The sequence below is a fragment of the Acidovorax sp. GW458-11-26-14-TSB4 genome (assembly GCF_059423865.1).
Window position 1 is genome coordinate 539,368 of record NZ_JBWKYR010000001.1, and the last position, 24,840, is coordinate 564,207.

The window sequence follows — 24,840 nt, forward strand, 5'->3', positions numbered from 1 at the left end:
GCGCTGGCTAGCGCGAGTGCCTGGCGAACTTCGCGGCAAAGGACTGGGCGATGCTCAGAGAGCGCCGTCCAGGCACCAGGGTGGCCTGCTGGCCCGCCACGATGCTGCCGGACCGGTCCACCGCCAGGTAGTAGCCGCAGCAGCCCGCCAGCGCCATGGCGCGGCCGGCCTCGGCAAAGCCCATCACGGCATTGAACTTGAAGCAGGGCTCGCGCGGCGCGGTCACGCGCAGCACGCAATCGGGGAAGTGCAGCTCGTCGCCGACAAAGACCTCGTGCTCCAGCGGCCCGTCCACGGTGAGGTTCTCGCCCATGAATCCGGGCGGCAGCTCCTCATCGAACAGGCTCACGCCACGCTCGCGCCGCTGCGCCTGCCAGAAGGCGTAGTGCACAGCCGGGTAGGCGTAGACCGCCTTGTCCAGGCCGCCGTGAACATTCAGGTCCGCCTGTTCATCGCCGGCCAGGCCCAGCCGCCCCACGGCCACCGGGCTGGCAACCGGCGCCTTGCCGATGGCGCTGAGCACGCTGCGCGCGCCCACCTTGAGGCGGCGGGCACTGCCGGTACTCACATGGCGCACCAGCACGCCCGGCATCACAGCGGGTGCTCGGTATAAAAGCGCCCGCCGTGGTACAGCAGCGGCGGCACGCCGGCGCGGTGGCTGCAGTGCTCGACCTCGCCCACGAAGATCAGGTGGTCGCCCTCTTCGTAGCGGCTGCGGTTGAAGCATTCGAAGGCCGCGGCCGCGCCATCGAGCACGGGCGCGCCGTTGGTGCCGGGGTGGTGCTGCACGCCGGCCCAGCGGTCGATGCCGCGCGTGGCGAAGCGTTCGGCCAACTGCTTCTGGTCCGCTGCGAGCACGTTGATGGCGTAGTGCGCGCCGTTGGCGAAGGTCGGCATGGTGCTGGCGCCACGCGACAGGCTCCACAGCACCAGCGGCGGGGCCAGCGAGACCGAATTGAACGAGCTGGCCGTGAGCCCCACCAGCGAGCCGTCCTCATTGCGCGCAGTGACGATGGTGACGCCCGTGGCGAACATGCCCAGCGCATCGCGGAACTCGCGGGCGGAGAAGCTCGGGGGCCGGGCAAGGGCGGGGCGGGGCAGGGGGCGGTTCACGAAAGGACAGGCGCGGTGGCTGGAAGGGGGCAGGGGGCCATTATGGGCTGCAAGCCACAGCCATGCTGTCTTCGGGGTAGCACCCGTATGGCCCGACCGCCGTCCGGGGTTAAAAAAGCCTCGGCTATCATGGGTTGACCCCTGCCCGTGGCAGGGCCTTTGCAGGACATTGATGGCTCTTCTCCCCCATTTCTCCACCCTGGGCAGCGGGCACACCGTGCTCATGCTGCACGACGCAGACGGTGGCCACCTGACCTTCGCGCCCCAGGTCGAAACCCTGGCCAGCCTGGGCTACCGCGCCGTGGCCTGGGACATGCCCGGCTACGGCAACAGCGCGCCCATCGAACCCTACGGCTTCAAGGGCCTGGCCGAAAGCTGCCTGGCGCTGATCGCTGCGCTGCAGTGCGGCCCGGTCACGCTGGTTGGCCATGGCCTGGGCGCCATGGTGGCGCTGGAGGTGGCCGTGCGCCAGAGCGCCGTGGTGCGCCGCCTGGTGCTGTGCGCCGGCGGTCCGGCCCTCGATGCCCGGGCCCAGCGGGACTGGGTGGAGCCGCGACTGGCAGCCCTCGATTCCGCGCAGGACGACATGGAGCGCCTGGCCCACGCCCTGGTGCCGCAGTTCATCGGCAGCGGCGCCTTGCCCGAAGGCGTGCGCCTGGCCACCCATGCCCTTTCACAGGTCTACAAAGGCTCCTACCGCCGCGCGCTGCAGGCGCTGTCCACCTTTGATCGCAGCGCCGGCGTGCTGGGCCAGCTGCACATGCCCACCTTGATCCTCGGCGGTGCGCAGGACCGCTGCACGCCGCCGGCGGCCCTGCAGGCCCTGGCCCATGTGCTGCCCGATGCGCGCTACCTGGACCTGCCGTACGCAGGCCACTGGCCCCAGCTCGAAGACCCCGACGCGTTCGATGGCGCGTTGGCGGACTTCCTGGCCACGACCCGGGTACTGCATTGACCCAGGGCGATTTTTCCGCCTCCCCTGCGCGGCCCCAGGGCGCGGCCTGGCGGGGTCCGGTGCTGGCCGGCGCCGTGCTTGCGGCCCTGGCGGCAGGGGGCCTGTGGATTGCTCCGCGGGCCGATGTCGAGCGCGGCACGACGGCGCAGCGGGCGCCGACGCCCGTACAGGTGCTCCAGGCGCCATCGCCTCCTGCCCTCTCCGCTGCAAGCACGGAGCCGGCCGCTCTCCCCGCACCCGCTGCACCTGTGGCTACCCGTGCCTCCGCTCCGGCCGGCCCCGGGGCCTGTGCACTCTTTCTGTCACGCCTGCCCACCGTGTCCCGTGCTCAGTGCGAAGAAGCGGGGCTCACGCCCAGCGGCGCGCTGTCGGCGCACGGGGTGCCCTTGTTCTGGCGCGATGTGCCGGCCCCGGCCGTGCCGGGCGCTGCCGAGGCCCCGCTGCGCGTGCTGATCGTTGGCGCCATCCATGGCGACGAGCTCACGGCCGCGGCACTGGCCGTGCGCTGGATCGCCCTGGCCGAGCAGACCGAACGGCCTGTGCACTGGCGCTTCATCCCCGTGCTCAACCCCGATGGCCTGCTGGCCCGGCCGGCCACGCGCACCAACGGCCGCGGGGTGGACCTGAACCGCAACTTCCCCACGCCCGGCTGGGAGAAGGATGCGCCGCTGTACTGGGACAAGCGCACCAAACGCGACCCGCGGCGCTTTCCCGGCAAGGCGCCGCTGTCCGAGCCCGAATCGCAGTTCCTGCACGCGCAGATGGCGGCCTTCCAGCCGCACCTGATCGTGAGTATCCATGCGCCCTACGGCGTGCTCGATTTCGACGGCCCGTTGTCACCGCCCGAGCGGCTGGGGCGCCTGTGGCTGGACCAGGTGGGCATCTTTCCCGGGTCGCTGGGCAACTATGGCGGCGTGCACCGCGGCATGCCGGTGGTCACCATCGAACTGCCGCATGCGCTGAATATGCCGGCGGATGCCGAGGTGCGCTCGATGTGGCGCGACCTGCTGCGCTGGATGGGCGAGCATTGGCAGGAGGCCCTGGGGCCTGAACCGAAGCCCTGATGGGCTCCGCCGAAAGGCGGCAAAGCGCTCAGGAGGTCGCCAGCGTGGCGCCGCGCGGCCGTGCGGCCTGCTCGCCCAGGAAGCCGAAATGCATCGCCGGGCGCTCGCCGCTGATGAGTTCGGCCAGGGCCTTGCCCGAGCCCGCGCCATGCGTCCAGCCCAGCGTGCCGTGGCCGGCGTTGACCCACAGCTTGCCCAGGCGGGTGCGGCCGATGAAGGGGATGTTGGTGGGGGTGGCGGGGCGCAGGCCGGTCCAGTACTGCGGGTTGCCGCCCTGCTCGGGCGTGCGCGTGTCGCACACGCCGGGCAGGATCTCCTCGATGCGGCGCGACAGCATGTGGCAACGGGCCCTGGCCACCGGCGAGTCGAGTGACAGGTCGTAGCCACCCAGCTCGATGGTGCCAGCCACGCGCAGCATATTGCCCAGGCGGCTCATGGCGATCTTGCGGCCGTCGTCGATGGTCGAGACCGAGGGTGCCGCTTCGGGCTTGAGCAGCGGGAAGGTGGCGCTGTAGCCCTTGCCGGGGTAGATCGGCAGGTCCACGCCCACGGTGCGCAACAGCGGCGCGCTGTAGGAGCCGCAGGCCACGACCACGGCGTCGGCCTTGAGCAGGAAATCCTTCTTCAGCCCGTTGGCCGCGCGCGGCACCACGGCCACCGAGTCGATGGCGTCGCCGATCCTGTTCAGGCGCAGCACGTCGTGGCCGTAGAGGAACTGCACGCCGCGCTCGGCGCAGCGCCGTGCCAGCGCCTGCGTGAAGACGCGCGCATCGCCGCTCTCGTCGGTGCTGGTGTAGGTGCCACCCGTGATGTGCTCGCCATAGGCCTTGAACGCGGGCTCGATCTGCAGCAGCTCTTCTTTGCTCACCAGCCGGCGTTGCACGCCGTGCTTGCGCATCAGCTCCACGGCATGGCCGGCGTCGTCAAAGGACTTCTGGTCGGTATAGAAGTGGGCAATGCCGCGTTCGAGCCGGTTGTACTCGATGCCGGTGGTGGCCACCAGCTCCTTGAGCGCGGCATGGCTGTAGGCGCCCAGCGCCACGATCTGCTGCACATTGCGCTCGAAGGCCGTGTCATTGCACTGGGCCAGGAACTTCAGGCCCCAGCGCCATTGCTCCCAGTCGAGCTGAGGGCGGAACAGCAGCGGCGCCTCCTTGTCGAACATCCATTTGAGCGCCTTGAGCGGGGCCTCGCGGTTGGCCCAGGGCTCGCAGTAGCTCACCGAGATCTGCGCCGCGTTGGCAAAACTGGTCTCCAGCGCCGCATCGGGCTGGCGGTCGACCACGATGACCTCGTGGCCCCGTTCCAGCAGGTGCCACGCGGTGCTGATGCCGATGATGCCGGCGCCCAGGATGATGGTTTTCATGGATGGCAGTGTGATCCACATTGCGTTCCACTAAAAGCAAAATTAAACTACATCCAAACGCATCAGTCTGTCTAATGCAATGGCCGCCCACAAGGCGTCCCTTGTAACGTTTGCCGAGAGCCCGCCATGAGCACCTATGACCCCGCCGCCCTGGAATGCCTTGCCGCCATCGTTGAAGAGGGCGGCTTCGAGCGTGCTGCCCAGCGCCTGAATGTCACGCAGTCGGCCGTCTCCCAGCGCTTGCGCGCGCTGGAGGCGCAGGTCGGTTCGGTGCTCATCGTGCGCAGCCGGCCGCTGCGGCCGACTTCGGCGGGGCAACTGCTGCTCAAGCACACCAAGCAGATGCGCCTGTTGCGCGCCGACCTGGAGCGCGACCTGCAGGAGCTGGCCCCGAGCGCACCCGGGGCTACGCGCGAAGACGAGCGCATCTCCATCGCCATCAATGCCGACAGCATCGCCACCTGGGCCATGGGCGCCCTGCACGAGCTGGTGGGCCAGCGCCTGCCGCTGGAAATCATCGTCGATGACCAGGATTTCACGCAGGAGTGGCTGCGCTCGGGCCAGGTGCTGGGCTGCGTCACCACGCTCAAGCAGGCGCTGCGCGGCTGCAAGATGGTGCCGCTGGGCGCCATGCGCTACGTGGCCGTGGCCTCGCGCGACTTTGCCGAGAAGCACCTGCCGCACGGGCTGACGCCGCACAATTTCCGCGAGGTGTCCTTTCTGTCGTTCAACCGCAAGGACGACATGGCGGCCGAGTTCGTGGCCCGCGCCTTCGGGCTCAAGCGCGTGGCGCTGAACCACCTGTTCGTCCCCAGTACCGAAGGCCAGATGCGTGCGGTGGCCGCAGGCTGGGCCGTGGGCGTGGTGCCGGAGCTGCTGGCACGCGGGCCGGTTGCCGACGGCAGCATGGTCGACCTGGCGCCCGGCCACGCCCTGCCCATCCAGCTGTACTGGCACTGCTGGAACCTGGAGTCGGTGGTGCTCGATGCCCTGAGCGCCGCCCTCACCACCACGGCTGCCAAGACGCTGACCCAGCCTTGAATTGCAGCCCGGAAGCGGCAAAAGCCGTCAACAAGGGGTAACCCGCACGAAATAACATTCCCCGCAGTGGGGCGGCACGATTCCTGCAGACTAAAACGTGAACGACGTAGTTGCAAAGCAACTTTGTCATTTATTTTTTTACTGCAATGTATAAGATGGGGCCCATGTCCACCACGCTACCACCCAAAGTGTCCTTCAAGGAGCAGATGCACCAGGCCCGGGAGGGCGCGATTCTCCAGTCGGCCTGCCGCCTGCTGGGGGAGAAGGCTTTCGATGCCATGACCATGGACGATGTCGCCAATGCGGTGGGCATCGCCAAGGCCAGCCTGTACAAGCATTTCTGCAGCAAGGAAGAGCTGTGCAGTGCTGCCATGGTGCAGATCCTGGAGCGCGTGCATGTCTACCTGTCCGCGCTGCCGGCCGAGCAGCCCGCGCACGAGAAACTGCGCGCGCTGGTGCGCTGGTCGCTGGAGCGCCTGCTGACCAACGAGATGCCGCTCTTGCCCAGCCGCAATTCCTCGCTGCGTGCCGTGCTCATGGCCAACGGCGACTACCTGGACCGCCTGGTCCGCGTCAGCGACCAGATCGGCGAATGGATCACCGAAGCCCAGGCACAGGGCGTGATCAACCCCACGCTGCCGCCCCTGGTGGTGCTCTACACCCTGTATGCGCGCGCCTGCGATCCGGTGGTCACTTTCCTCAAGGAAAGCGGCCAGTACTCCGACGCCGAGATCGTGGACCTGGTGCTGCGCACCTGCTTCGACGGCCTGGTTGCACGTTAGGCCGCCAGCCTGGAATGAAAAACGCCCGGCATGCCTGGCGTCTTGCTTGGCGGGCCGAGCGCCTTATCGCACCAGCAGCACGGGCACCTTGCAATTGGCCAGGACCTGGGTGGTCACCGAGCCCATGACCAGCGTGGCCAGGGCGCCGTGGCCGTGCGAGCCCATCACCAGCAGGTCGTAGCGGCCGGTCTCGGCCACTTTGCCGATGGTCTCACCGATCGCGCCGATCTTGACGAGGCGCTTGGGCTGCACGCCCTGGCGGCCGAGGAACTTGGCCACCGGGGCGAGGATCTTCTCGGCCTCTTCGGCGTGGTAGGCCTCCGCAGCTTCCTTGCCCAGGGCCGAGCGGGCGCGGGGTGGCAGGGGGGCCTGCACGGTGAGGATGGCGTAGTCGTGTTTGGGACCCAGCAGCTCCTCGTGGGCGGCCAGGTAGGCGAGCATTTTCTTGGTGTAGGCGCTGCCGTCGACAGCAAGCAGGATGTTCATGTTCGAGTTCTCCTATTGGAATGGTCAGACTAAGGTGCGCCGGTGCTTGTTGTCTTGACCTGTATCAGGCTTTTTGGATCCTGCGCGTTGCAAGGGCAGTCCCTTGCCGGGCCATCATACGGTGACGCAGTAGCGCGGCCGGAAGGTTTCCTGTTCCCCATTGCGGACATAGCCCAGCGGATTGGCCACCACACGGCACTCCCACTTGCTGCCATCGGCGCGCACACCCTCTGCCACGTAGTCGCTGGGCGAATGCAGATGCCCATGGATCCATAGCTGCGCCCCTGGCAGCAGGTCGTCGAGCACATTGCAAAAGCCCGCCGTGCCGGGCACCACGCCATAGCGCGGGTCGGCGCTGCGCAGGCTCGGGGCGAAATGGGTGATGGCCACCGTGGTGCCCTCGAAGGGCGTGGCCAGCGCCTCGCGCAGCCACTGCTCGCAGACCAGGGCATGCTCGCGCATGGGCTCGGCCAGGAAGGGCTCGCCATCCTTGGTGCCGCCCATCTTGCTCAGGTAGTAGTTGGCCGCGCGAAAGGCCTTCTCGCGCAGCTTGAGGCGGCGCCCCAGGTCCTTGGCCTGCTCGTCGTCGGCCAGCGCGTCGTAGTTGGCCCACAGCGTGGTGGCCACGAAGCGCACCCCGTCCATCACCAGGGTCTCGCGCTCCAGCATGCGGATGCCCAGGCGCTCGCAGCTGGCGCGCAGGCGCGCGTGGGCGACATCGAAGTCGAGCGCGTCGTATTCGTGGTTGCCTGGCACAAACATCACCGGCGTGGGCCAGCCTGCGAACTGCGGCAGCGGCGAAAAGCGCGCCAGGCCGAAGTCGGTGTCCTGCATGTCGCCGCCTTCCTGGTAGGAGCCGATGTCGCCGGCCAGCACCAGCAGATCCGCATCCGGCGCCGGCTCGGGCATGAAATCGGGGTTGGCTTCGAGGTGCAGGTCGGACAGGATCTGGATGCGCATGGGGCATCGAGTCTACGGCGTTCCGTGGTCCGGCGCATGGACTGGGTGGCCCGGTTCCTCGTGCGGAAAGGCGCGCCGCGCGGCGCGTGCCAGCGCCGACAGCAGCCAGCCCTTGGCGGCCTCCTGGGTGCTGTTGCGCCGCCACAGTGCGTCCACATGCACGGGTGGCACGTCGAACGGCAGGGAGCGCTGCACCAGCGCGCCCGAGATGCCGGTCACCGGCACGAAGTGGCGCGGCAGCACGGTGAGCATGTTCGAGCCCGAGACCACGCGGCCCGCGGTGAAGAACTGGTTCACCGTCAGCACCACGCGCCGCCGGCGCCCGAGTGACGCCAGGGCCTCGTCGATGAAGCCGAAGGGCCGGCCCGAAAAGCTCACCAGCATGTGGCGCGCCTCGCAGTAGGCATCGAGCGTGAGCGGCGCATCGGCCAGCGGGTGGCCCTGGCGCATCACACACATGTATTCGCTGTCGTACAGGCGCCGGCTCTCGAACGACACCATGCCGCCCGACTGCGCGCGCGCCGTGAGGTCGGCCAGCACCGCCGGGAAGTAGCCCACGGCCATGTCGGCCGCCTCCTCCTCCAGCAGGCGGCGCGGGTCGCGGGTGGTCAGGGGCACCACGCGCACCGCGATGCCAGGCGCTTCGGTTTCCAGGATTTCCACGAGACCCGGCACCAGGGTGGCTCCGGTCGCGTCGGCCATGGCCAGCACGAAAGTGGACTCGGCCGTGGCCGGGTCGAAGCGGCCAGGCGCCAGCGATTCCTGCAATTGCGTGAGGGCATCGCGGATGGGCGGCCACAGCGCCAGCGCCCGGGGGGTCGGCTCCACGCCCTGGCCGCTGCGCACCACCAGGTCGTCGCCCAGCACCTCCCGCAGGCGGCGCATGGCGTTGCTCACGGCCGGCTGGGTCAGCGACAGCTTGTTGGCGGCCTTGGTCAGGCTGCGCTCGGCCATGACTTCGTCAAACACCCGGAGCAGGTTCAGGTCGAGCGAGCGGAAGTTGAGGCGGGTGGGCATGGCGTCAAATCATCACCGATGTGAATACCAATGATTCAACATATAAACTTGAAACACCAAAGGGTAAACCCTAGTATTGCAACATCGCCCGGGCAATGTCGCCAAAAGCGCTGAATAGGGGAACCGAAATGACCAATTTTGTACATGTGGACTATCCGACCGAACACCCTGGCGTGGTCCGCGCCGAAAACGCCGCCGCGGCCCTCAAGAGCATCGCCGCTGGCTTCGACAGCGCCCGGGGCGCTGCCTCGCTGATGCTGGCCGCAGTGGTTTCCGCGCTGCTGGTGCTGGCCAACCAGGTGGTCGACCGCTGGACCGACGGGCATCTGCTGTCGGCCTGGATGGTGCTGTGGCTGGTGGCATTCGCCGCCCTGGCCCTGCTGTCCGCACCTGCACGCCGCGCCGGCTTGGCCCTGCGCGCCGGCTTCGCCCGCTGGGCCGAAGGCCGGCGCCATGCCGCTGAAGACCGCCGCACCTGGCAGGTCGCCCTGCGCGACCCGCGCATCATGGCCGAACTGAACCACGGCCTGTCCGACATCCGCAAGTACTACTGAGTTGCCGCTCCTGCCGGAAGGCAGGGCCGACCTCGACATTCAAGCCGTGGCATGCCACGGCTTTTTTGTTGCTGTTGCGCCAGCAGAAACGAATACATCACTGCAGTGAATGGCAGTGATTCAAGATATAAACTTGATAATACCTGGGGTAAACCCTAATATTCAGCCACTCGCCCGGCAATGTCGCCACAAGCGCTGTAAAGGGGAAACCAAATGACCAGTTTTGCACACGTTGACTATCCAACCGAACACTCGGGCGTGATCCGCGCCCAGAACGCCGCTGCCGCCATCAAGGGCATCGCAGCCGGCTTTGACAGCGCCCGTGGCGCCGCCTCCCTCCTGCTCGCCGCCATCGTCGCCGCCCTGCTGGTGGTGGCCAACCAGGTCATCGACACCTGGAGCGAAGGCCACCTGCTGGCCGCCTGGATGGTGCTGTGGCTGGTGGCATTCGCCGCCCTGGCCCTGCTCTCGGCGCCTGCCCGCCGCGCCGCCGCTGCCCTGCGTGCCGGCTTCGCTGGCTGGGCCGAAAGCCGCCGCCGCGCCGCCGAAGACGAGCGCACCTGGCAGGTCGCCATTCGCGATCCGCGCATCATGGCCGAGCTGAACCACGCCATGGGCGTGCGCACGGTGAACGACCTGCGCGCAGGCTACTGAGCCTGTCCGTCTGCCGCCCTGCGCGGCAGCCTGGTGGAAGAACCTTCAAGCCGTGGCATGCCACGGCTTTTTTCATGGGCGCCTTTCCGATGCAAAAAAAGCCGCCCGGGCCAAGAGGTCCGGGCGGCTTCGGCGCCGCCGGGCCCGGCAAGGCCCGGCCGGCGGTGAGTCAGCGAGCGTCAGGCAGCCAGGCGCTTTTCGATGGCAGCCTTGGTGTCCAGCAGGGCCTGGGGCAGGTGGTAGGCCAGTTGCTCGAAGTGCGTGGTGTGCAGCTTCAGTTCCTCGGCCCAGGCGGCCTTGTCGATGCTGGTCACGGTGTCGAACTGGGCGGCGCTGAAATCCAGGCCGGTCCAGTTGATCTCGGCATAGGCTGGGGCCACGCCGAACATGGTCTCCTGGCCAGTAGCCTTGCCTTCGAGGCGGTCGATCATCCACTTGAGCACGCGCATGTTCTCGCCGTAGCCGGGCCAGACGAACTTGCCGGCTTCGTCCTTGCGGAACCAGTTGGTGGTGTAGATGCGGGGCAGGGTGGCGCCGGAGGCGGCCAGCTTCTCGCCCAGCGTCAGCCAGTGCTGGAAGTAGTCGCTCATGTTGTAGCCCATGAAGGGCAGCATGGCGAAGGGATCGCGGCGCACCACGCCCTGCTGGCCGAAGGCGGCAGCGGTGGTTTCCGAACCCATGGTGGCGGCCATGTAGACGCCTTCGGTCCAGTTCTTGGCTTCGGTCACCAGCGGCACGGTGGTGGAGCGGCGGCCACCGAAGATGAAGGCATCGATCTTCACGCCCTTGGGGTCGTCCCAGGCGGCATCGAGTGCGGGGTTGTTGGTCGCGGCCACGGTGAAGCGGGCGTTGGGGTGGGCGGCCTTGGCGCCGGTCTGCTTGGCGATCTCGGGTGTCCAGTCCTTGCCTTGCCAGTCGATCAGGTGCGCCGGCAGGCCGCCGGTGTCCTTTTCCATGCCTTCCCACCAGACGTCTCCGTCATCGGTGAGCGCCACGTTGGTGAAGATCACGTCCTTGTCCAGGCTGGCCATGCAGTTGGGGTTGGTCAGCGTGTTGGTGCCGGGGGCCACGCCGAAGTAGCCGGCCTCGGGGTTGATGGCGCGCAGGCTGCCATCGGCCTGGGGCTTGATCCAGGCGATGTCGTCGCCGATGGTGGTGACCTTCCAGCCGGCGAAGGCCTCTGGCGGCACCAGCATCGAGAAGTTGGTCTTGCCGCAGGCGCTCGGGAAGGCGGCTGCCACGTGGTACTTCTTGCCCTCGGGGTTGCTCACGCCCAGGATCAGCATGTGCTCGGCCAGCCAGCCCTGGTCGCGGCCCATGGTCGAGGCGATGCGCAGCGCGAAGCATTTCTTGCCCAGCAGCGCATTGCCGCCGTAGCCCGAACCGTAGCTCCAGATCTCGCGCGTCTCGGGGTAGTGCACGATGTACTTGGTCTTGTTGCAGGGCCAGGACACATCCTGCTCGCCAGCGGCCAGGGGCGCGCCCACGGTGTGCACGCAGGGCACGAACTCGCCGTCCACGCCGAGCACGTCGTACACGGCCTTGCCCATGCGGGTCATGATCTTCATGTTGACGGCCACGTAGGGGCTGTCGGACAGCTCGATGCCGATGTGGGCGATGGGCGAACCCAGCGGGCCCATGCTGAAGGGCACCACGTACATGGTGCGGCCCTTCATGCAGCCGTCGAACAGGGGCTGCAGCGTGGCGCGCATCTCGGCCGGGGCCATCCAGTTGTTGGTCGGGCCGGCGTCTTCCTTGGCGGCCGAGCAGATGTAGGTGCGGTCTTCCACGCGCGCCACGTCCGACGGGTCGGACCATGCCAGGTAGCTGCCGGGGCGCTTGGCGGGGTTGAGCTTCTTGAAGGTGCCGGCGTCGACCAGCTGCTGGCACAGGCGCTCGTACTCTTCCTGGCTGCCATCGCACCAATAGATGCTGTCGGGCTTGCACAGGGCGGCCATGTCGGCCACCCAGGCGAGCAGCCGGGCATTCTTGACGTGCGAGGGGGCGTTGAGGTTCAGGCCCTGCATGGTGGGTGCGTTCATCGGGAGCTTCCTAAGTTGAAAAACAGTCTTTTCAAAGGAAGCGTCCCGAGGCGGACGGCCTGGCGCAGGTGCGGATGCTGAGCGCTGCCTTTGAAAAAACGGCTTTCTGGCTCAGTCGGCGGGCGGGAGGCGCGGGTCGTCCCCACGGGGTGGAGGACGGTTTCCACGGATTCCGCGGGTCGGCTGGGATGTCGATTTTATGAATCTGCCGCCAAAAAGTCTGTCAGAAAGGTCCTAAAACCATGCAAAAAATGCATGGGGTTATGCTGTTGTGGAGTCGTTTCTCAGGCCGCCTGCGCCGTGATCCAACGCTCGTAGCCGGCCTTGCGCAGTGCGCAGGCGGGGCAAGTGCCGCAGCCGTAGCCCCAGGCGTGGCGCTCTCCGCGCACGCCGTGGTAGCAGGTGTGAGACTCCTCCAGCACCACGTCCACCAGCGCCTGGCCGCCCAGGTCTTTCGCCAGTTGCCAGGTGTCGGCCTTGTCCAGCCACATCAGCGGCGTCTCGAAGGTGAAGCGCTGGCCCATGCCCAGCGACACCGCGACCTGCAAGGCCTTCAAGGTGTCGTCGCGGCAGTCGGGGTAGCCCGAGAAATCGGTCTCGCACATGCCTCCCACCAGGGTGTGCAGGCCGCGCCGGTATCCCACGGCGGCGGCCAGGTTGAAGAACAGCAGGTTGCGCCCCGGCACGAAGGTGTTGGGCAGGCCGGCGGCGGTCATCGCAATCTCGGTCTCGCTGGTCAGGGCGGTGTCGCTGATGCGGCCCAGCACGGCCAGGTCCAGCATGTGGTCTTCGCCTAGGCGGCCGGCCCACTGCGCAAAGCGTTCGCGCACCGCCGCCAGCACGGTCTGGCGGGCGGTGAGCTCGATGTGGTGGCGCTGACCATAGTCGAAGCCGACGGTCTCGACATGGGCGAAGTGCGTGAGCGCCCATGCCAGGCAGGTGGTGGAATCCTGTCCACCGGAGAAAAGAACCAATGCGCTTCCGGATCTCATGGGGAACTCCTGGCGGTCGATGATGAAAAGATAGGCAAAAAAAAGCCCCGCTGCGCGGGGCTTGCCATGGGGCGTGTGGGGCGCTCTGTGGCGTTCATACGGATTTGCCTTTGACCGTCTAGCTTTGTTGGTTCGCCTTGCCGTGCTACAGCACTGTCTGCGGCTTCCCGCCTAGCTATACGATCAAATGCAAGTCCGTTCAGGCCATGTTCACGGCGATGAACGCCAGCAAAAACATCATGATGCCGCCCACGACGGGCAGCACGATGGGCATCAGCGGAACCACGTTTTCCACGGCGTCGGCCGGATGTTCTTCGGTAGCGTGCGGGGTGTTGTGGTCGGACATGGCAGGGCTCCAGGTGCTTAAAACTTGCCCAATTCTAGCCGGTGTACGGGGCGGTGCCCAAGCCGGTCAGATCAACACGGCTTCCATGCCACCGTCGTGCAGGTGTTCCAGCACCTCGTCGATGTGGGCCTTGCCGCGCGTCTGCAGCACCAGTTCGATCTCCACGTTCTGCGCAGCCAGCATGGTGAAGGCGCGCTGGTGGTGCACCTCCTCGATGTTGGCGCCCGTGTCGGCCACCATGGCCGTGATGCGTGCCAGCACGCCGGGGATGTCGCGCGCGCTGACCTTGACGCGTGCCAGCCGGCCCGAGCGCACCATGCCGCGCTCGATGATGGCCGCCAGCAGCAGCGGGTCGATGTTGCCGCCGCACAGCACCAGCCCCACCTTCTTGCCCTTGAAGCGCTCGGGGTAGCGCACCAATGCCGCCAGGCCTGCGGCGCCTGCGCCCTCGACCAGGGTCTTTTCGATTTCCAGCAGCATCAGCACGGCCTGTTCGATGTCGCCCTCGTCCACCAGCACCAGGTCGTCCACCAGGCGCCGGATGATCTCCTGCGTGATCTTGCCAGGCGTGCCCACGGCAATGCCTTCGGCGATGGTCGAGGTGCCTTGCGGGTGCTGCGTGCCCTGGATGGCGTTGACCATGGCCGGGAAGCGCGAGGTCTGCACGCCCACGATCTCGATGTCCGGGCGGATCGCCTTGGCCGCCGTGGCCACGCCCGAGATCAGGCCGCCGCCGCCGACCGCGATCACCAGCGTGTCGAGGTCGGGCACGGCAGCCAGCATCTCCAGCCCCAGCGTGCCCTGGCCGGCGGCCACGGCTTCGTCGTCATAAGGGTGCACAAAGGTCAGGCTGCGCTCACCTGCCAGGTGGTAGGCATGGGCCCGCGCTTCTTCGAGCGTGTCGCCATGCAGCACCACCTCGGCACCGAAGCCGCGCGTGCGCTGCACCTTCACACCGGGCGTGAAGCGCGGCATCACGATCACCGCGCGCAGGCCCAGGCGCTGCGCATGGTAGGCCACGCCCTGGGCATGGTTGCCGGCGCTCATGGCGATCACGCCGCGCGCCTGCTCCTCTGCGCTCAGCTGCACCAGCTTGTTGCAGGCGCCGCGCTCCTTGAAGGAGGCGGTGAACTGCAGGTTCTCGAACTTGAGGAATACCTGTGCGCCCACGATCTGTGAGAGCGTCTTGGACTCGACGCAGGGCGTGTCGAGCACATGGCCCTGGACGCGGGCAGCGGCGGCTTGGATGTCTTCTAGGTTCAGCATGGGTGGGATTGTGGCGCAGCGCCGCCGGGATGGCGATGGCCTCAGCCCACGGGAATGAGGCGCCCGGGAGGACAGGCGGCCAAAGTGCCCGAGCGCAGCCACTGCAGCGGTATCTGCCACAGGCTGTGCTCGAAGCGGCTGTGGAAGAACGCGAAGTGGCCGATGCCCGCCAATCCAAGCTCTCCGGGCTCCACATGCAGGTGGGTCGTGGCACTGCCGCGGAAGTAGCGCAGCAGGCGCTGCGTGGCCGGGATGGTGCCGAACTCGTCGTCGGCCACGCTCAGCGCCAGCAGCGGGGCCGTGAGCGACGCAAAGCGGGCCACCAGGGCGTCGCGCTCATCCGGGTCCAGCCGCTGCGAGCCTGCGCCATCGAAGCCGTCTTCGAAGCGCGGGTGACGCGCCGTCCAGTCGCGCACCACGCCGCGCGGCGTGTCCTCCAGCCAGCCCAGGCGCTTGCCGGGAAAGTAGCCGAGCAGGGCGGTCAGCAGTGGCATCGCCACATGCCATTTCCACAGCAGGGCGCTGCGCCGGCCGGGCGCATAGTCGCGCCAGTGGGCGTACTGCGCGCCCATGGTGAACACGCGTGCGATGGTGTGGTTCGACGGCGCCAGGCCTACGAGCACGCCGCCCACGCTGTGCGCCACCACCTGCACCGGTTGGCCCGGGAAGTGCGCAGCCGCATGCTGCAGCAGGGCCTCGAAATCGCGCTGCCCCCAGTCCAGCCAGCCGGCCTGAAAGCCACGCAGCGATGCCGGGCGCGACCCGCCGATGCCGCGGTAGTCGTAAGTCAGCACGTCGAAGCCCTGGCCATGCAGGAAGGCCGCGAAGCGGCTGTAGTAGTCGCTGCGCACCGACGTGGCCGGGTTGATGATGACCACCGGCCGCAGGGTGCTGCCTTCGGCGCGCGGGTGCCGCCAGGCCAGGCCGTGCAGCACCTGACCATCTGATGCCAACATGCGCTGCGGATCGGGAGTCGTGCCATTCATCCCTGCATTGTCTGCGTCCCGGCGGGTGCCTGCAGCGGGGCGCCCTGCGCCCCTTGGCAATCCTTGGTAACCCTCTGCATCACAGAGTGTTACCGGCGCTGCCGGACGCGCGGTGTACCGTTGCAGGTTTACGGAGGTGCCCGCCATCGCCCGTCTGCTGCCAGCCTTCCTTGTTGCACTGATCCTGTCTGTGGCCCCTGTGCATGCCCAGGGCACCCCGTCGGCGCGCCCTGCCTGGCCCGAGCTGCTGCAGGCCGAGCTGGTCCAGGTGGCGGCGCAGAACACCGCCGGCATCGGCGTCTATGTGCGCGACCTGGAGACCGGGATTGCCGTGTCGCACCGGGGCATGGAGCGCTGGTACCTGGCCTCCACCGTCAAGGTGCCGGTGGCGCTGGCGGTGCTGCAGGCCGTGGAGCGCGGCGACTTCGCGCTGGAGACGAGGCTGCGCGTGCGCGCCTCGGACTATGTGGACGGTGCGGGCCAGACCAATTCGAAGGCCGTGGGCACGGCGCTGAGCGTGCGCTACCTGCTCGAGCAGATGGTCATCTACAGCGACAACACCGCCAGCGACATGTTGATCGGCCTGGTGGGGATCCGCGCCGTGAATGCGCTGGTGCAGCAGTTCGTGCCCCAGGGTTTCGAGCGCATCACCAGCCTGGCCGACGTGCGCCGCCATGCCTATGGCTACCTCACGCCGCAGGCCTCGCACCTGTCGGGCCATGACTTCCTGGTGATCAAGCGCCAGCGCAGCGATTCGGACCGGGTGCAGGTGCTGTCGCGCCTGCTGCACGTGCCGCCCCATGCCTTCCTGCTGCCCAGTGTGGGCGACGCCTTCGAGGCCTACTACGCCAGCGGCCTGAACTCGGGCCGGCTCGACGCCTATGCCGACCTGCTGGAGTTGCTGGTCAACGGCAAGATCGTGAACGCCGAGCACACGCGCTACCTGCTGGAGGTCATGGAGCGGGTGCAGACGGGCGTGCACCGCGTGCAGGCTGGTTTGCCCAAGGCGGCGCGTTTTGCGCACAAGACCGGCACGCAAAGGGCGCGCACATGCGACTCCGGATTGGTCACTGTCCCACGTCTGGGCCTTGATCGGCGGATTATCGTGGTGGCCTGCACGCGTGGAGAGCTGTCCAGCACGCGTTCAGACCGTGCCCTGCGCGATGTGGGGGCGGCCCTGTGCCAGTCTGGCCTGCTGACCGACGGACGAACCCATGACCCAGAGTGTCCTCCCGTGGCGCGCGTGGTGCACCGCGCTGATCCTGACGAGCGCTAGCCTGGCCGCGCAAGGCGCGGCGTGGAGCGATGCGCTGCGCCAGCAGATCGAACGCATCGACGCTGCCACACCGGGCCAGCTCGGCGTCTACGTCAAGCGGCTGGACGACGGCGAGGTGCTGTCCTACCAGGCCGACCGGCCCTGGTACCTGGGTTCCTCGGCCAAGCTGCCCGTGGCGATTGCCGTGCTGCGAGAGGTCGAGCAGGGCCGCGTCAGCCTGGCGCAGCAGGTCACACTGCAGGACACGGACAAGATCGACGGCTCGGGCAACGTGGTCTGGAACAAGTCCGGCACCCGCTACCGGGTGGACGCACTGCTCAAGCGCATGCTGATGGAAAGCGACAACACGGCCGCCAACATGCTGATGCGCAGCATCGGCGACGAGGCGCTCAACCGCCATGCGCGCGAGCTGCTGGGCAGCAAGGGTTTTCAGCGCATCACCAGCTTCGCGCAGGTGCGCTACGACGTGTATGCCGAGTTGCATCCCGACGCCCTCACCATGAGCAACATGGACCTGGTGCGCCTGGCGGCTGCGCCCATGGGGCCGCAGCGCGTGGACGCGCTGGCCCGCACGATCGAGGTGGACAAGGCGGATTTCCGCGTGAAGACCATGGAGGAGGCCTACGAGCGTTATTACGCGCGCGGCCTGAACTCCGCGCCGCTCACGTCCTATGGTGGCATGCTGGAGAAGCTGGTCACCGGCAAGCTGGTGTCGCCCGCGCACCAGCAGCGCCTGTTCACCGACCTGAAATACGCCACCTACGATGCCTACCGGCTCGAAGCCGGCCTGCCGCGCAGCGAGCGCTTCATCCACAAGACGGGCACCCAGCTGCACCGGGCCTGCCACATGGGCGTGGTCAACCCGCAGGACGGCGGGCGTGCCGCCATCGTGGTGGCCACCTGCGCCGAAGGCCTGGACGAACATGGCGAGGCCGGCAAGGCCTTCGAGCAGATCGGCCGGGCCATCACGGCGACCCTGCTGCCGGGCAAGAAGCCTGGTCGCTGAAAGCGCCGGTTACTGCGCGCAGACGCGCAGCACCTCGGCGCCATAGGCCTCGAGCTTCTTGGCGCCCATGCCGCTGATGCCCTGCAGGTCCTCGGTCGTGGCGGGGTTGCGCTCGGCGATGGCGGCCAGCGTGGCGTCGTGGAAGATCACGTAGGCCGGCAGGTTGTGCTCCTTGGCCACCTCGGCGCGCCAGGCCTTGAGGTTGATGAAGCGCACCTGCGCATCAGGCCCCAGGTTGGCGGCGGCCGCCGGTGGCGCGCTGCCCTTGCGCGTGCGCTTGGCCGGCGCGGACGACACAGATTCGCGCAGCTGCACCGGCACCTCGCCCTTGAGCACGGCGCGCGAGCCCTCGGTGAGGCACAGGGTGTCGAAGCTGTGGCCGCTGTCGAGCATGACCTTTTGCAACCCCACGGCGCCGGTGGCGATCAACTGGCGCAAAACTCCGCGCAGCTGGGGCTCGGTCAGGTCGGCCCCGATGCCGAAGGTGGAGATCTTTTCGTGCCCGAACTGCGCCACCTTTTCGGTCTTCTTGCCGCGCAGGATGTCCATGATGTGGCCTGCACCGAAGCCGATGCGGCTGACCTGCTGCACGCGGTAGATGGTGGACAGCAGTTTGCGCGCCGCGTCGGTCGCGTCCCAGAGTGCAGGCGGGGTCAGGCAGTTGTCGCAGTTGCCGCAGGGCGTGGATTGTTCGCCGAAGTACGCCAGCAGACGCACGCGGCGGCAGTCGGTGGCCTCGGCCAGCGCCAGCAGCGCGTCGAGCTTGCCGCGCAGCGCCTGCTTGAACTCCTCGCCCGCGGGGCTTTCGTCAATCATGCGGCGCTGGTTGACCACGTCGGCCAGGCCGTAGGCCATCCAGGCGTCGGCGTTCAGCCCGTCGCGGCCGGCGCGGCCGGTCTCCTGGTAGTAGCCCTCGATGTTTTTGGGCATGTCCACATGCGCGACGAAGCGCACGTCGGGCTTGTCGATGCCCATGCCGAAGGCGATGGTGGCCACCATCACGATGCCCTCCTCGCGCAGGAAGCGGTCCTGGTTCTTCTGGCGCACCTTGGTATCGAGGCCCGCGTGGTAGGGCAGGGCGGTCAGGCCGGCATCGCTCAGCGTGGCGGCCAGTTCCTCCACGCGCTTGCGCGACTGGCAGTACACCACGCCGGCCTCGCCCGCATGCTCGCGCTCGATGAAGCGCAAGAGCTGCGTGGTGGCGTCCTTCTTCTCGACGATGGTGTAGCGGATGTTGGGGCGGTCGAAGCTGCTGATGAACAGCCGCGCGTCCTCGAGCTGCAGGCGTTCGATGATGTCGGCACGCGTGAGGTCGTCCGCCGTGGCGGTGAGCGCGATGCGCGGCACGCCGGCATAGCGCTCGTGCAGCACCGTGAGGGCACGGTACTCGGGCCGGAAGTCGTGGCCCCACTGGCTCACGCAATGCGCCTCGTCGATGGCGAAGAGCGACAGGTGCCCTTCGTTGTACAGGCTGTCGAGCAGGCCCAGAAAGCGCGGCGTGTTCAGCCGCTCCGGTGCCGCATACAGCAGCGTGATGGAGCCGGTCTGCAGGCGGAATTCCACGTCCTGCGCTTCGTCGAAGCTCAGCGTGGAGTTCAGGTAGGCCGCGTCCACCCCGGCCTCGTGCAGGGCGCCCACCTGGTCGTGCATCAGCGCGATCAGCGGCGAGATGACGATGGTCACCCCGCGCCCCTGGCGCTGGCGCACGATGGCCGGCACCTGGTAGCACAGCGACTTGCCGCCGCCCGTGGGCATGAGCACCAGCGCGTCGCTGCCGCCGATCACATGCTCGACGATGTCCTGCTGCGGGCCCCGGAACTGCTCGTAGCCGAAGACGTCGTGCAGTACGGTGTGGGCGGGTGACGGACTCAATGACTCTCCTTTTGATAGCTGCCGCAGCGCATGGCAAAAGGGCGGCAGCCTGGTCGGGTGGGTGTTCAACAGCGCCAGCGCGCGCATCTGCGGCAGCGGGCAAAGGCGCCTATTGTGCGCTGTGCAGGCCTCCGGTTCCGGTCAACCCGGTGCCGCAGTCAACGATTCGCAATGCGAATGGATCGGTCCGATTATCCAATTGGACGCAAATGGCTGCCACGGCCAAGATGCGGCCCAGCCCCGGCACAAGGGGTGTCGATAGACCGAAACAGGAGACAAGGACATGAAGCACATCCTCAGTGCCGCGCTCACGGCCTGCGCCGTGGCAGCGGCCAGCCAGCCGGCTTGGGCGCAGCAGCCGCCGTACCCCAGCGCGCCGATCACCATGGTGGTGCCGTTCGCGGCCGGCAGCGGCACCGATTCCGTGGCCCGCACCGTGAGCCAGAAGCTGGCCGAACGCCTCAGGCAACCCGTGCTGGTGGACAACAAGCCCGGCGCCAACGCCCAGGTGGCCGCACAGATCGCCGCCAAGGCCAGGCCCGATGGCTACACGCTGTTCATGACCACGAACACCTCGCACTCGGCCAACCCGGCGCTCTACACCGCCCTGAAGTACGACCCCATCAAGGACTTCACCCCCGTGGCGCGCGTGGGCGAACTGCCGTTCGCGCTGGCCGTGCACCCCTCGGTACCTGCCAAGACCATGGGTGAGCTGATCGCCTACGCCCGCGCCAACCCCGGCAAGCTCAGCTATGCCACGCCCAACAGCACCTCGCTGGTGGCCATGGAGAGCATCAAGCACATCGCCGGCATCGACCTGCTGAGCGTGCCCTACAAATCGAGCCCGCAGGCCATGACGGACCTGGTGGGCGGGCAGGTGCAGGTCTACGTGGCCGACCTGGGTTCGGGCATGGCCATGCTCAAGAGCGACAAGGTGCGCACCCTGGGCATCACCACGGCCCAGCCCTCGCCGCTGCTGCCGGGCGTGCCGCCCATCGGCCAGACGGCCAAGGGGTTCGACCTGACCTCCTGGAACGGCATCTTCGGCCCGGCCGGCATGCCGCCCGCCGTGGTGAACCGCCTGAACACCGAGCTGCAGGCCGTGCTGGCCGACAAGGACACGCAGGACAGGCTGGCGCTGATCGGCTTCCAGGTGTGGCCGAGCAAGACGCCCGAAGAGTTCGCCACCTACGTGGCCGACCAGCTGACCCACTGGCGCACGCTGATCCGCCAGGCGGGCATCAAGCCCGAATGACCTACCGCGAAGAAAGCATTTCCATGCAGGACACCAGGCCCCAAGCGGCGGCAGGCCCGCTCGCCGGCGTGCGCGTGCTCGACCTCACCAGCGTCATCATGGGCCCGTTCGCCACGCAGATCCTGGCGCAACTGGGTGCCGAGGTCATCAAGGTGGAGACGCCCGAGGGCGACAACATGCGCCACGTGGGCCCCATGGCCAACCCGGGCATGGGCCACATCTTCCTGCACGCCAATGGCGGCAAGCGCAGCATCGTGCTCGACCTCAAGCACCCCGCGGGGCGCGAGGCGGCCCTGCGCCTGGCCGAGGGTTGCGACGTGTTGATCAGCAACGTGCGGCCCCAGGCACTGGCGCGGCTGGGGCTCGACGCCGCCGCGGTGGCCGCGCGCAACCCGCGGCTCATCCACGTGAGCTGCTGCGGCTTCGACCAGGAGGGGCCCGACGCCGCCCGGCCGGCCTACGACGACCTGATCCAGGGCGCCACGGGCATCCCCTGGCTCATGCAGCAGTACGGCGCACCCGAGCCCGCCTATGCGCCCACCACCCTGTCGGACCGCGTGACCGGGCTGCATGCGGTGTATGCCGTGACGGCTGCGCTCTATGCGCGCGAGAAGACCGGCCAGGGCCAGGCCATCGTGGTGCCCATGTTCGAGGCCATGGCCCAGTTCATCCTGGGCGACCACATGGCGGGGCTCAGCTTCGATCCGCCGCAGGGCGACGCCGGCTATGCGCGGCTGCTCACCGCCCACCGCAAGCCCTACGCCACGGCCGATGGCATGCTCTGCGTGCTGATCTACAACGACAAGCACTGGCGCAGCTTCTTCGCCGCCATCGGCGAGGCCGAGGGCCTGGGCCGTGACCCGCGCTTTGCCAGCCATGGCGCGCGTGCTGCGCACATCGATGCCGTGTATGCCGAGGTGGCGCGCATCCTGCGCGGCCGCAGCACCGCCGAGTGGCGCGCCCTGCTCGACGCGGCCGACGTGCCCAACATGCCCATGAACTCCCCGGCCGACCTGCTGGCCAATGCGCAGCTGCGCGCCACCGGCTTCCTGCACAACAGCGTGCACCCGAGCGAAGGCCCGCTGCACACCATGGCCCACCCCACGCGCTGGTCGGCCACGCCCCCGCCGCGCGACCTGCCGCCCGCGCCGCGGCTGGGCGAGCACACGCGCGAACTGCTGGCCGAGGCCGGCTATGCCCCCACCGACATCGATGCCCTGCTGGCCCAGGGCGCCTGCCACCTGCCCGCCGGAGACACTGTATGACCACCCCTGCCACCCCACCCCGCTACCTGGTGCGCAGCGCCCGGGTGCCCGCCTACCAGCCGGCCAACCACCAGCACACGCACAACCAGCGCCTGATCGGCCCCGAGACCGTGGGCGCCCGCCAGATGGAGGTGCTGCTGGGCACCTTGCACGCGGGCGGCGGTGCGCTGCCCCACGCCCACCCGGGCGTCGAGCAGGCCTGCTACCTGCTGGAAGGCACGGCCCGCGCCGAGGTGGCGGGCGAGGCGTTCGACATGGCGCCGGGCGACATGTGCTTCTTCCCGGCCGACGTGGCCCATGTCTTCACCGTGACCAGTGAAACGCCGGTGAAGCTGCTCGTCATCTACAGCCCGCCTTACCTCGAATCGCCCGAGCGGGTGGTCCGTTTCCCCGCTGCTGCTTCTTCCACCGCTGCGTCCGCATGAACTTCGCCCTCTCTCCCGAACACGAACAGATCCAGGGTGCCATCGAGCGCGTCTGCGCCCCCTTCGACGCCGACTACTGGCTGCGCAAGGACCGCGACGGCGGCTTTCCCGACGATTTCCACCGCGCGCTGGCCGATGCGGGCTGGCTCGGCATCGCCATGCCCGAGGAATACGGCGGCGCGGGCCTGGGCATCAGCGAGGCGGCGCTGATGATGCACACCATCGCGGCCACGGGGGCTGGCCTGTCGGGCGCGTCTGCGGTGCACATGAACATCTTCGGCCTGCACCCGGTGGTGGTCTTCGGCACCGAGGCACAGAAGGCCCGCTGGCTGCCGCCGCTGATCGCCGGCCGCGACCGGGCCTGCTTCGGCGTGACCGAGCCCAACACCGGGCTGAATACGCTCAAGCTCAAGACCCGTGCCGTGCGCCAGGGCGACCACTATGTGGTGCATGGCCAGAAGGTCTGGATCAGCACGGCCCAGGTGGCCAACAAGATGTTGCTGCTGGCGCGCACCACGCCGGTGGAGGAGTGCACGGGCACCGAGGGCCTGAGCCTGTTCTACACCGACCTGGACCGCAGCACGGTCGAGGTGCGCGAGATCGACAAGCTCGGGCGCAAGTGCGTGGATTCCAACCAGGTCTTCATCGACGGCCTGCGCATCCCCGTGGAAGACCGGGTGGGCGAAGAAGGCAAGGGGTTCAGCTACATCCTGCACGGCCTGAACCCCGAGCGCATCCTGATCGCCAGCGAGGCCGTGGGCCTGGGCCGGGCGGCGCTGGCCCGCGCCGCCGGCTATGCCAACGAGCGCGAGGTGTTCGGTCGCCCCATCGGCCAGAACCAGGGCGTGCAGCACCCGCTGGCCCTGTCGTGGATGGAGCTGGAGGCGGCCCACCTTATGGTGCAGAAAGCCGCCTGGCTCTACGACCAGCACCTGCCCTGCGCGGCCGAGGCCAACAGCGCCAAGTACCTGGCGGCCGAGGCCTGTTATCACGCCTGCGAGCGCGCCATCTTCACCCATGGCGGCATGGGCTATGCCAAGGAGTACCACGTGGAGCGCTACCTGCGCGAATCGTGGATACCGCGCCTGGCGCCCGTGAGCCCGCAGCTCATCCTGTGTTTCATTGCCGAAAAGGTTCTGGGCCTGCCCAAATCGTATTGAGCCGCGGCGCGCGCTGGCATGATGGGCGCATGAAGCTGTACCTGCTGCGCTACTTTGCCGTGCTGGCCGAAGAGCTGCACTTCGGCCGCGCGGCCGAGCGCCTGGCCATCACCCAGCCGCCGCTGAGCTCTGGCATCAAGGCGCTGGAGGACGAACTGGGCGTCAAGCTGTTCGAGCGCAGCAGCAAGCACGTGGCGCTCACGCCGGCGGGCCATGCCTACCTGGCCGAGGTGCGCGTGGTGCTGGACCGCGTGGCGCGCGCGGGTGAGACGGCGCGCGCCGTGGCCGCGGGTCTGCGCGGGCGCCTGGACATCGGCTTCACCGGCTCCATGGTGTACCGCGACATGCCGGCCATCGTGCGCGCCTTCGGCGCGCAGGCTCCGGGCATCGAGGTGCAACTGCGCGAGATGTCCACCGGCGAGCAGCTTGAGGCGCTGCTGCACCGCCAACTGCATGCCGGCTTCATCAACAGCAGCGTGGTGCCCGCGCCGCTGGCCAGCCTGCCGCTGGCCGAGGACCACTTCGTATGCTGCCTGCCCGAGGACCACCCGATGGCGCAGCAAGCCACGCTGGACCTGCAGGCGCTGGCCGCCGAGACCTTCGTGATGTTCTCGCGCGACGTGGCGCCTGCCAACCACGACAATGTGATCGCCCTGTTCCACCGCGCAGGCATCCACCCCCATACCCGCCATGCGGCGCGCCAGTGGCTCACGGTGGTGGCGCTGGTGGCCCTGGGCATGGGCGTGGCGCTGGTGCCGGCGGCCATGGCGCGGGCCGGGGCCCAGGGCGTGCGTTTCGTGCCTATTGCCGGCCTGCACCACCCCACGGTGGGCGTGCTGGCCTGGCACCAGGACGCGGTGAGCCCGGCGCTGCGCAGCTTCCTGGACGTGGCGGCCGCTGGCCAACAGGGGTAACCGGCCCGGGACAGCAGGGGAAAAGCCGCGCTTTCTACAATAG

The 24,840-nt window shown here is 68.2% G+C and carries 25 protein-coding genes; 13 read left to right on the forward strand and 12 right to left on the reverse strand.

Annotated elements, in window-relative coordinates; translation table 11 throughout:
• Positions 1 to 7 precede the first annotated feature (7 nt).
• On the reverse strand, positions 8 to 592 hold the full coding sequence (locus AC07X5_RS02570) for an MOSC domain-containing protein (RefSeq protein ID WP_494768940.1): 585 nt from the start codon (positions 590 to 592) through the stop codon (positions 8 to 10).
• Positions 592 to 1,113 (reverse strand): flavin reductase family protein, encoded by a 522-nt coding sequence (locus tag AC07X5_RS02575; protein WP_409956290.1) that lies wholly within the window; start codon positions 1,111 to 1,113, stop codon positions 592 to 594. Before AC07X5_RS02575 ends, AC07X5_RS02570 begins: the two co-directional genes overlap by 1 nt.
• A gap of 172 nt (positions 1,114 to 1,285) precedes the next feature.
• Here AC07X5_RS02575 and AC07X5_RS02580 point away from each other — a divergent pair, with 172 nt between their 5' ends.
• Together AC07X5_RS02580 and AC07X5_RS02585 are read left to right on the forward strand one after the other, a co-directional pair.
• On the forward strand, positions 1,286 to 2,068 hold the full coding sequence (locus AC07X5_RS02580) for an alpha/beta fold hydrolase (protein ID WP_494768941.1): 783 nt from the start codon (positions 1,286 to 1,288) through the stop codon (positions 2,066 to 2,068).
• 317 nt (positions 2,069 to 2,385) lie between these two features.
• Positions 2,386 to 3,132, forward strand: coding sequence for a M14 family zinc carboxypeptidase (locus AC07X5_RS02585; protein ID WP_409956288.1), 747 nt, complete (start codon positions 2,386 to 2,388; stop codon positions 3,130 to 3,132).
• 28 nt (positions 3,133 to 3,160) lie between these two features.
• Here AC07X5_RS02585 and AC07X5_RS02590 read toward each other — a convergent pair whose 3' ends face one another.
• Positions 3,161 to 4,498, reverse strand: a complete 1,338-nt coding sequence (locus AC07X5_RS02590; RefSeq protein ID WP_409956287.1) for a D-amino acid dehydrogenase — start codon at positions 4,496 to 4,498, stop codon at positions 3,161 to 3,163.
• Between the two features lie 126 nt (positions 4,499 to 4,624).
• On the opposite strand from AC07X5_RS02590, the gene AC07X5_RS02595 reads away from it, so the two are divergent.
• A complete protein-coding gene (locus AC07X5_RS02595; protein WP_409956286.1) occupies positions 4,625 to 5,539 on the forward strand; it encodes a LysR family transcriptional regulator ArgP in 915 nt (304 codons plus the stop codon).
• 164 nt (positions 5,540 to 5,703) lie between these two features.
• Complete coding sequence (locus tag AC07X5_RS02600; protein ID WP_409956285.1) at positions 5,704 to 6,321, forward strand: TetR/AcrR family transcriptional regulator; 618 nt, start codon at positions 5,704 to 5,706, stop codon at positions 6,319 to 6,321.
• Between the two features lie 63 nt (positions 6,322 to 6,384).
• Here AC07X5_RS02600 and AC07X5_RS02605 read toward each other — a convergent pair whose 3' ends face one another.
• The 3 genes from AC07X5_RS02605 to AC07X5_RS02615 all read right to left on the reverse strand — a co-directional run bounded on the left by AC07X5_RS02605 (position 6,385) and on the right by AC07X5_RS02615 (position 8,784).
• Positions 6,385 to 6,807: a universal stress protein gene (locus AC07X5_RS02605; protein WP_494768942.1), complete on the reverse strand. Its 423-nt coding sequence runs from the start codon at positions 6,805 to 6,807 to the stop codon at positions 6,385 to 6,387.
• Positions 6,808 to 6,921: 114 nt separating this feature from the next.
• Positions 6,922 to 7,767 (reverse strand): metallophosphoesterase, encoded by an 846-nt coding sequence (locus tag AC07X5_RS02610; protein ID WP_494768943.1) that lies wholly within the window; start codon positions 7,765 to 7,767, stop codon positions 6,922 to 6,924.
• Positions 7,768 to 7,779: 12 nt separating this feature from the next.
• Complete coding sequence (locus tag AC07X5_RS02615) at positions 7,780 to 8,784, reverse strand: LysR family transcriptional regulator (RefSeq protein WP_494768944.1); 1,005 nt, start codon at positions 8,782 to 8,784, stop codon at positions 7,780 to 7,782.
• 128 nt (positions 8,785 to 8,912) lie between these two features.
• On the opposite strand from AC07X5_RS02615, the gene AC07X5_RS02620 reads away from it, so the two are divergent.
• Positions 8,913 to 9,338, forward strand: coding sequence for a hypothetical protein (locus AC07X5_RS02620; RefSeq protein ID WP_494768945.1), 426 nt, complete (start codon positions 8,913 to 8,915; stop codon positions 9,336 to 9,338).
• A gap of 213 nt (positions 9,339 to 9,551) precedes the next feature.
• Complete coding sequence (locus tag AC07X5_RS02625; RefSeq protein WP_409956280.1) at positions 9,552 to 9,992, forward strand: hypothetical protein; 441 nt, start codon at positions 9,552 to 9,554, stop codon at positions 9,990 to 9,992.
• Positions 9,993 to 10,171: 179 nt separating this feature from the next.
• Here the strand turns inward: AC07X5_RS02625 and AC07X5_RS02630 are convergent, their stop codons facing one another.
• The 5 genes from AC07X5_RS02630 to AC07X5_RS02650 form a co-directional block, all read right to left on the reverse strand.
• Complete coding sequence (locus tag AC07X5_RS02630; protein ID WP_494768946.1) at positions 10,172 to 12,034, reverse strand: phosphoenolpyruvate carboxykinase (GTP); 1,863 nt, start codon at positions 12,032 to 12,034, stop codon at positions 10,172 to 10,174.
• A 284-nt stretch (positions 12,035 to 12,318) separates the two neighbouring features.
• Positions 12,319 to 13,026: a 7-cyano-7-deazaguanine synthase QueC gene (gene queC, locus AC07X5_RS02635; RefSeq protein ID WP_494768947.1), complete on the reverse strand. Its 708-nt coding sequence runs from the start codon at positions 13,024 to 13,026 to the stop codon at positions 12,319 to 12,321.
• A 199-nt stretch (positions 13,027 to 13,225) separates the two neighbouring features.
• On the reverse strand, positions 13,226 to 13,372 hold the full coding sequence (locus AC07X5_RS02640) for a hypothetical protein (RefSeq protein WP_409961690.1): 147 nt from the start codon (positions 13,370 to 13,372) through the stop codon (positions 13,226 to 13,228).
• A gap of 66 nt (positions 13,373 to 13,438) precedes the next feature.
• On the reverse strand, positions 13,439 to 14,638 hold the full coding sequence (locus AC07X5_RS02645) for a threonine ammonia-lyase (protein ID WP_494768948.1): 1,200 nt from the start codon (positions 14,636 to 14,638) through the stop codon (positions 13,439 to 13,441).
• Positions 14,639 to 14,679: 41 nt separating this feature from the next.
• On the reverse strand, positions 14,680 to 15,594 hold the full coding sequence (locus AC07X5_RS02650; RefSeq protein ID WP_494768949.1) for an alpha/beta hydrolase family protein: 915 nt from the start codon (positions 15,592 to 15,594) through the stop codon (positions 14,680 to 14,682).
• Between the two features lie 166 nt (positions 15,595 to 15,760).
• Here AC07X5_RS02650 and AC07X5_RS02655 point away from each other — a divergent pair, with 166 nt between their 5' ends.
• Both AC07X5_RS02655 and AC07X5_RS02660 read left to right on the forward strand, forming a co-directional pair.
• Positions 15,761 to 16,900, forward strand: coding sequence for a serine hydrolase (locus AC07X5_RS02655; protein WP_494768950.1), 1,140 nt, complete (start codon positions 15,761 to 15,763; stop codon positions 16,898 to 16,900).
• Positions 16,839 to 17,906, forward strand: coding sequence for a serine hydrolase (locus tag AC07X5_RS02660; protein ID WP_494768951.1), 1,068 nt, complete (start codon positions 16,839 to 16,841; stop codon positions 17,904 to 17,906). Before AC07X5_RS02655 ends, AC07X5_RS02660 begins: the two co-directional genes overlap by 62 nt.
• A gap of 9 nt (positions 17,907 to 17,915) precedes the next feature.
• Here AC07X5_RS02660 and recQ read toward each other — a convergent pair whose 3' ends face one another.
• On the reverse strand, positions 17,916 to 19,778 hold the full coding sequence (gene recQ, locus AC07X5_RS02665) for a DNA helicase RecQ (protein ID WP_494768952.1): 1,863 nt from the start codon (positions 19,776 to 19,778) through the stop codon (positions 17,916 to 17,918).
• 283 nt (positions 19,779 to 20,061) lie between these two features.
• On the opposite strand from recQ, the gene AC07X5_RS02670 reads away from it, so the two are divergent.
• Genes AC07X5_RS02670 through AC07X5_RS02690 form a run of 5 tightly spaced genes read left to right on the forward strand, consistent with a single transcriptional unit; the run spans position 20,062 to position 24,797 of the window.
• Entirely contained in the window at positions 20,062 to 21,033 is a 972-nt protein-coding gene (locus tag AC07X5_RS02670) for a Bug family tripartite tricarboxylate transporter substrate binding protein (RefSeq protein WP_494768953.1), read from the forward strand.
• 23 nt (positions 21,034 to 21,056) lie between these two features.
• Positions 21,057 to 22,298, forward strand: a complete 1,242-nt coding sequence (locus AC07X5_RS02675; RefSeq protein ID WP_494768954.1) for a CaiB/BaiF CoA transferase family protein — start codon at positions 21,057 to 21,059, stop codon at positions 22,296 to 22,298.
• The gene (locus tag AC07X5_RS02680; protein WP_494768955.1) at positions 22,295 to 22,723 is read left to right on the forward strand and encodes a cupin domain-containing protein; all 429 of its coding nucleotides are present in this window, start codon (positions 22,295 to 22,297) and stop codon (positions 22,721 to 22,723) included. The genes AC07X5_RS02675 and AC07X5_RS02680 overlap by 4 nt, the downstream gene beginning before the upstream one ends.
• Entirely contained in the window at positions 22,720 to 23,883 is a 1,164-nt protein-coding gene (locus AC07X5_RS02685; protein ID WP_494768956.1) for an acyl-CoA dehydrogenase family protein, read from the forward strand. The genes AC07X5_RS02680 and AC07X5_RS02685 overlap by 4 nt, the downstream gene beginning before the upstream one ends.
• 29 nt (positions 23,884 to 23,912) lie before the next feature.
• Entirely contained in the window at positions 23,913 to 24,797 is an 885-nt protein-coding gene (locus AC07X5_RS02690; RefSeq protein ID WP_494768957.1) for a LysR family transcriptional regulator, read from the forward strand.
• The last annotated feature ends 43 nt before the right edge of the window (positions 24,798 to 24,840 follow it).

What these genes read in the sequence shown, in the direction of transcription:
- AC07X5_RS02570 (WP_494768940.1), bottom strand. Translation starts at nt 592, where the DNA reads ATGCCGGGCGTGCTGGTGCGCCATGTGAGTACCGGCAGTGCCCGCCGC.
- AC07X5_RS02580 (WP_494768941.1), top strand. Translation starts at nt 1,286, where the DNA reads ATGGCTCTTCTCCCCCATTTCTCCACCCTGGGCAGCGGGCACACCGTG.
- AC07X5_RS02590 (WP_409956287.1), bottom strand. Translation starts at nt 4,498, where the DNA reads ATGAAAACCATCATCCTGGGCGCCGGCATCATCGGCATCAGCACCGCG.
- AC07X5_RS02595 (WP_409956286.1), top strand. Translation starts at nt 4,625, where the DNA reads ATGAGCACCTATGACCCCGCCGCCCTGGAATGCCTTGCCGCCATCGTT.
- AC07X5_RS02600 (WP_409956285.1), top strand. Translation starts at nt 5,704, where the DNA reads ATGTCCACCACGCTACCACCCAAAGTGTCCTTCAAGGAGCAGATGCAC.
- AC07X5_RS02605 (WP_494768942.1), bottom strand. Translation starts at nt 6,807, where the DNA reads ATGAACATCCTGCTTGCTGTCGACGGCAGCGCCTACACCAAGAAAATG.
- AC07X5_RS02610 (WP_494768943.1), bottom strand. Translation starts at nt 7,767, where the DNA reads ATGCGCATCCAGATCCTGTCCGACCTGCACCTCGAAGCCAACCCCGAT.
- AC07X5_RS02615 (WP_494768944.1), bottom strand. Translation starts at nt 8,784, where the DNA reads ATGCCCACCCGCCTCAACTTCCGCTCGCTCGACCTGAACCTGCTCCGG.
- AC07X5_RS02620 (WP_494768945.1), top strand. Translation starts at nt 8,913, where the DNA reads ATGACCAATTTTGTACATGTGGACTATCCGACCGAACACCCTGGCGTG.
- AC07X5_RS02625 (WP_409956280.1), top strand. Translation starts at nt 9,552, where the DNA reads ATGACCAGTTTTGCACACGTTGACTATCCAACCGAACACTCGGGCGTG.
- AC07X5_RS02630 (WP_494768946.1), bottom strand. Translation starts at nt 12,034, where the DNA reads ATGAACGCACCCACCATGCAGGGCCTGAACCTCAACGCCCCCTCGCAC.
- queC (WP_494768947.1), bottom strand. Translation starts at nt 13,026, where the DNA reads ATGAGATCCGGAAGCGCATTGGTTCTTTTCTCCGGTGGACAGGATTCC.
- AC07X5_RS02640 (WP_409961690.1), bottom strand. Translation starts at nt 13,372, where the DNA reads ATGTCCGACCACAACACCCCGCACGCTACCGAAGAACATCCGGCCGAC.
- AC07X5_RS02645 (WP_494768948.1), bottom strand. Translation starts at nt 14,638, where the DNA reads ATGCTGAACCTAGAAGACATCCAAGCCGCCGCTGCCCGCGTCCAGGGC.
- AC07X5_RS02650 (WP_494768949.1), bottom strand. Translation starts at nt 15,594, where the DNA reads ATGTTGGCATCAGATGGTCAGGTGCTGCACGGCCTGGCCTGGCGGCAC.
- AC07X5_RS02660 (WP_494768951.1), top strand. Translation starts at nt 16,839, where the DNA reads ATGACCCAGAGTGTCCTCCCGTGGCGCGCGTGGTGCACCGCGCTGATC.
- AC07X5_RS02670 (WP_494768953.1), top strand. Translation starts at nt 20,062, where the DNA reads ATGAAGCACATCCTCAGTGCCGCGCTCACGGCCTGCGCCGTGGCAGCG.
- AC07X5_RS02675 (WP_494768954.1), top strand. Translation starts at nt 21,057, where the DNA reads ATGCAGGACACCAGGCCCCAAGCGGCGGCAGGCCCGCTCGCCGGCGTG.
- AC07X5_RS02680 (WP_494768955.1), top strand. Translation starts at nt 22,295, where the DNA reads ATGACCACCCCTGCCACCCCACCCCGCTACCTGGTGCGCAGCGCCCGG.
- AC07X5_RS02685 (WP_494768956.1), top strand. Translation starts at nt 22,720, where the DNA reads ATGAACTTCGCCCTCTCTCCCGAACACGAACAGATCCAGGGTGCCATC.
- AC07X5_RS02690 (WP_494768957.1), top strand. Translation starts at nt 23,913, where the DNA reads ATGAAGCTGTACCTGCTGCGCTACTTTGCCGTGCTGGCCGAAGAGCTG.